The sequence below is a fragment of the Dysgonomonas sp. 37-18 genome, assembly GCF_001899125.1.
Classification (GTDB): domain Bacteria; phylum Bacteroidota; class Bacteroidia; order Bacteroidales; family Dysgonomonadaceae; genus Dysgonomonas.
Genome location: NZ_MKVC01000038.1, coordinates 1 through 5,691, shown reverse-complemented (window position 1 = coordinate 5,691; position 5,691 = coordinate 1). Strand labels below are relative to the sequence as shown.

Genomic DNA, 5,691 nt, shown 5'->3' with positions numbered 1-5,691 from the left:
GTTAGGAAAAATTATATCTCCACAACTTTTAGGAAAGAGCCACTGTACCTAGAGAAGGACAAGAGATAATGTTACGATATAAAAAAAACAATAATTTGTATGTTTTCCCTTTTCTCAGAGAAAAAAACAATAAAACTGTACTATGTGAGAAGTCTGCATTAAGGCGAATTAATCGACATGCTTTAATTATCGGCAAAATTCTTAATTTTCCTTGCAAATTAACGACTTATGTTATGCGACATAGTTGGGCTACGCTGATGTTAGAAGCTGGAAAATCAGTTGAGGTAATTAGTCAATGTATGGGACATACATCAATAAGGACAACACAAATATACTTGTCTTCTATTTCAACTACAAAGGTAGATCGGGAAGTCAATGATATGTTAAACCGTTTTATTCGATTGGGTAAGAAGGGAAAAGATAAATATCAGAAAAGCCTTTATCCATCAGCAATTTCATAAGTCTCTTTCTTTGTGAGAAAGAGACTTCTTATAGCGATTGTGTATTTACTTCTGCTGTAAGTCTTACACTCATAGAGTGTGAGACTTATGGAATTGTCTATGAATATGTTATATTACAACCTTACTATGAGGCATAGTTATTGAAAAAATATAATATATGAGCTGAATATCGTTTTATATGCCATAATTAATATATAGAAAGAATCAATATTTAATAAATATTGGTAATAACCATTAAATCTTTAAAAAATATAATTATCTTTGGTGCAATTATTTAAGACACGCTCGGAAAACTCTTTCTCACAAAGAAAGAGACTTCTTATAGTAAAATGCTTTAACAATTAAACTTAAAGATGAATTTCAGCAATTAATTAAACAAAGTCTACATAGTCATTTAATCTTTATATATCTCTATTAGCAAATCAAGAGGTTGTAATAAAAAATAAGTAAACTATCTATCAAACGATAGGACATGAGTTTCTTTGGTCTGAAGCATAAAAGAGTAAAAGACATGTGAAAAAATTAAATATTGTACATCTATAAACTAGATCTAGTTTTTTATAAAATAACACGAAGAATAATAAAGGTAGCAGCAGTGTCTAAATTAAAATATTTGATATGAAAAGCAAAAAGCAATATTTTATTACATTATTAATTTATAGAAAAACTATTATGAAAAAGAGTTTTATTAACATTTGTGTTATAATTCTACTTTCGGTAATGTTCAGTTGCGAAAATTCATTAGAGATGATACTTCCGCAAGGGCCGAAAGGAGATAAAGGAGATCCAGGTAAGTCTGCTTTCGAACTTTGGTTGGAATATTATGGAAAAGATCCGGGAACTTCCATTGAAGAATTCTTTAATTCTTTAAGAGGTAAAGATGGAAAAGACGGAGATGTGCCTATTATCGGTACTAATGGTAACTGGTGGATCAGTGGTGTAGATACTGGCATTCCGGCACAGGGTAAAGACGGTAAGAATGGTATTACACCTGAGATTGGGGATAATGGAAATTGGTATATCGGAGGAGAAGATACCGGGGTCCCTGCCAGAGGAAAAGATGGTTTCTCTCCTTATATTAAAGATGGTTTCTGGTGGATTGGAGAAATCAATACTCTTGTCCCGGCAACAGGTAAAGATGGAAAAGACGGTAATACACCTACTGTAGAAATTGGCCCGGGTCCGAGTTTCTATTGGATTGTTAATGGAACTACGACGAATATTTCAGCAAAAGGCGTTGATGGGAGAGACGGAACTGATGGTAAAGATGGGTATACTCCAGTTATTGGAGACAATGGAAATTGGTGGATCGATGGTAAAGATACAGGTAAGCCTTCTGTCGTAATACCTGTTGTCGGAGACAATGGAAATTGGTGGATCGATGGTAAAGATACAGGTAAACCTTCACGTGGAGATAAAGGTGATAAAGGTGACGATGGTGTAGATGGAAAATCAGCCTATGAATTATGGAAAGAAGCTGTTGATAAATGTGACGGAACAGTCAAAAACAAAGATGGCTCGAATTACGACTGTTCTAAAAACTCGTGGGAAGACTTCCTTATCTGGCTACAAGGTGGCGATGTCTCTGTACTACACAAATACTGGACAACACTCCCTGGTAATGAAGGTAAAACTATTCAACAGTTTATAGACGAATTATTCGATTGTCATTGTGATGGAATTACAGTAAGTGTAATAGCACAAGACGAATGTGTAGAACTAAGCGCTGACGGAACACTCAAAAAAGCTTATAATGCCAAACTAAGCGTAGGTGGAAAGAAAGGAACTTCTGTTGCGGTGACAGGAACCGGTGTGAATCTGACTGGAAACATAACAGACGATCAAACACCAGTTACATGGAATATTCCACGTAGTGATGCAAGCATCCAATTAACTATTGTTTGTACCGAAAGTGGTAATGCTGTGACAAAGAATGCATTTATCCCTGCTCTGAAATATGTAAAACTAGACGGTGCAGCAACTGTAACACAGGTACCAGATGAACAAAAAGACATGGTTGTAATAAGCTTTTTGTCAGCTCCTGAAGAATTGATTATTGATGGAGAATCGGTTTATACTAAGACAGGAGGCATAAAAAGTGGTTCGGGATGGGCTGTTGCCAATGAAAAAGTATTTGCTCGATCTTATGAAAGAGGGGCGACAGCACAACAACCTACTGTTGTAGCGAAAGGTGCTAACGGAGAATGTAGTACTATAACCGGAGCGTTTACAATTCCTACATTGGCTCCGGTTACTATTGGGACTCCACAACTTGCCATAGTGGACAATTGTGATTTAAGCCTGTCTGTTACAGGATCATCCGGCATGACAGTAAAGGCTTCTTATGGGTCATCTCCAGTTACAACTATTGAATTAACAGAAAGTCCATCTGGAACATACAAGGCAATCGTTCCGAGAGCATATACTGCTTATAATATAAGCGTAGTATCTGAAAAAGCAGGTGCCGGTACGGTAACGAAAACAATAACTGTAAACGGAAGTAATTTGTTAGAGGTTCTAACCCCACTTCAACTTAATACAGTATCGGGATATAATGACAATGCTGCTATTGCAACAATAAAGAGAGAGTTAAAGAATAATACATCTGCTCCACTCAAAGTTACTATTACCAGGGGTAATAATAATACATCAGGTTCACTAAGACGTACGCCTCCTGAGTTCCCGTACGAGGTTACAATACCTGCTAGTGCTTCGGTAACGATGGATTTTCAAAGAGATTATACTATAGCATATGGTAGCGGCTCTTATGTATTGACGTTTACAACTGAAAACGAATGTGGATTGACAAAAACAACAACATTGTCTGTTTCCAATCAAACCAACTATACCTCAAAATTCACAAAACCTGATGGTTTCGGCGGAGACGGTCAGCCTGGAGGTCCGGGATGGGATTATGATACAGATGGGGATCCGAATGTGACATTTATTGTAGATGTTTATGATGCTATACCTAATTCTTATGTTGAGTTCCAGTTATATAAAGGGGTAGGGTATTCCGCAATCTTCCGAGTGGAAGCAAATGCGAATGGACGCATTTCTCAAACTATAACGATGAAAGCATCAGAATTAGAAGCTGCTCTTAATAACGGCTATGGGTTCTTTAAATTCTTTAGTGACAGCGGATATACAGCACCATACAATATTGGAGCAACTAAAGAAAAGATACCTTTTGCATTTTAATAAACTATGAAAAAAAGAGTAATATGAAAAAAAATTATTTAATATATATTCTTTTGTTCGGTTTATTGTCTCCCTTATGTCCTGCTGTAGCGCAGGACATAAGTTCCCGAGTTATAAACCCAGAAGAAAAGACAAAGAAAGCTTGGGAAGTAGGTGTAGGTGCATCAATATTCAATTTTAGTCGTATTGATTTTACCAATTTCCAAAAAGCAACGGATAACTACAAGTTAGGCATGCATTTGCGTCATAGTATTATAGGGCCTCATCTATACATAGCTCGTGAACTGAATACACATTTCTATCTGGATGTACAAGGAAATCTTAGTTTCACAGAACAATATGTCGATGGCAAGGATAAGTTGAAAACAGCTTTCATGGTAGGCCCTGGTTTACAATGGCGTTTAGGTGAGTATTTTGGCTCTAAATATGTAGATCCGTTTTTCCGCGTAGGGGTAAATTATATGAAGAAAAATTTCGATATGAAATATACCGGATCGGAAGGTACGTTACCTGAAGAAATGTCGTGGGTGCTCGAAAATCTATATAACAAAGATGGTATCGATCGTAACGAAATGTTTCCGGTTGCATTTGGGATAGGTTTAAATGCATGGTTGAACGATCGTTTTGGTATTGCATTACAGGGTGACTGGTTAATGATGCCTCACAAAAATGTAGCGAATTCTACTCAGGGTACAGTGCGTTTGATGTGGCGCCTTGGTGGAAAATCCAAGAAAGCTCAACCGGTAGTACAATATGTAGATGTTGAAAAAATTATCCAGTCTCCTCCTCAGATTATTGAGAAAATTGTGGAAATACCTGCTACAGTAGTAGAAACACCATCTACTGAACTTTGTGAGTTGTTCAACAATATTTACTTCGAGTTTGACAAATCAGATATTCGTCCGGAGAGTAATGAAACGTTGGATAAAATTGCTAATATCCTCAATAATAATACTGCTAAAAAATACTTGATAACAGGATATACTGATGCAAGAGGTAGTGCTGAATATAATATCGGCTTATCTAGAAGACGTGCAGCATCTGTTATAAAAGCTTTGGAAGACAGAGGTGTTCCTGTCGATATACTAAAATCGCGTGGTGTGGGTAAGAAGATATCTTACGCTCCTGTTAGCGAATCGCATATCGTGCGTGAAGGAGATCGCAAGGTTACTGTAGAGATAATAACTAATATCGACTATTGGAACTTTATGCCAAAAAGAGATTACTAAGTATTTCGTCTTAAAGTATTGTTAATAGCTACAAAACAAATATAAGTAGAAGTAGCTTGCGGGCATTCTTTTTCTATTGTAAAATAGAAAAATGGCGAAAATAAAAAATGCTACCGATCAGATATCGGAAGCAGTGTAGTTTTGTAAAAGTTTTTGTTAAACCGTGTGAGATGTGATATTTCGCGCGGTTTTTTTTATTAATTTAGCAAGATATGGAAAGAAATTATCTAGAGATTTAAAATAGTATTTGTTAGGGTGTCTTTTTCAAATTGGTCAGCCTCTATGAGATTTCTCCGCAAGGAGCATGGGCAACGACCACGCTGTTATATCCTTCGGCAGGTGACGACGCAACAGCTATTTTTCTTGCATATACCAAATGGCAGACAATATAGATAATTCGCAAGTAAAAACACAATGTCAGGTCAGAGATGTGTATCGGGCGATTTATGACTTTGAATTAAACTTTCAACAATTATATGATCTTCGCCTGAATGAAGGAATGCTGCTATGTTCTCTAAATACTCAAAAATATTCATCAAATGAATTGGCTAGCGTATTGGGTCTGACTAATTCGAATACATCGAAAGTGATAAAGTCGGTCGAAAAGAAAGGTACTATCCGACGTATTGTCGGCTAGGAAGATAGGCTTTTATGTTGACTGATTTGGGCAAGAAAAAACTTGAATCCATAAAATGTACTGAGTTTGATATTCCCGAAACGCTCGGGTCTATTATAAAACGATAAGATTGTGATCTTGTGATTAGCTCTTTTCTCTTTTTTCTACTATAAAACACATCGTA

General features: G+C 36.4%; 3 protein-coding genes and 1 pseudogene. All 4 read left to right on the top strand.

All coding sequences use genetic code 11. From position 1 onward, the window contains the following. Window positions 1-68: 68 nt before the first annotated feature. The 4 genes and pseudogenes from BGO84_RS14185 (at window position 69) to BGO84_RS14170 (ending at window position 5,635) form a co-directional block, all read left to right on the top strand. Entirely contained in the window at window positions 69-461 is a 393-nt protein-coding gene (locus BGO84_RS14185) for a tyrosine-type recombinase/integrase (RefSeq protein ID WP_291030154.1), read from the top strand. Between the two features lie 672 nt (window positions 462-1,133). Next, window positions 1,134-3,662, top strand: a complete 2,529-nt coding sequence (locus tag BGO84_RS14180) for a hypothetical protein (protein ID WP_291030153.1) — start codon at window positions 1,134-1,136, stop codon at window positions 3,660-3,662. Window positions 3,663-3,685: 23 nt separating this feature from the next. Beyond that, a complete protein-coding gene (locus tag BGO84_RS14175; RefSeq protein ID WP_291030152.1) occupies window positions 3,686-4,891 on the top strand; it encodes an OmpA family protein in 1,206 nt (401 codons plus the stop codon). 376 nt (window positions 4,892-5,267) lie between these two features. Then, window positions 5,268-5,635, top strand: a pseudogene (locus BGO84_RS14170) (MarR family transcriptional regulator). The last annotated feature ends 56 nt before the right edge of the window (window positions 5,636-5,691 follow it).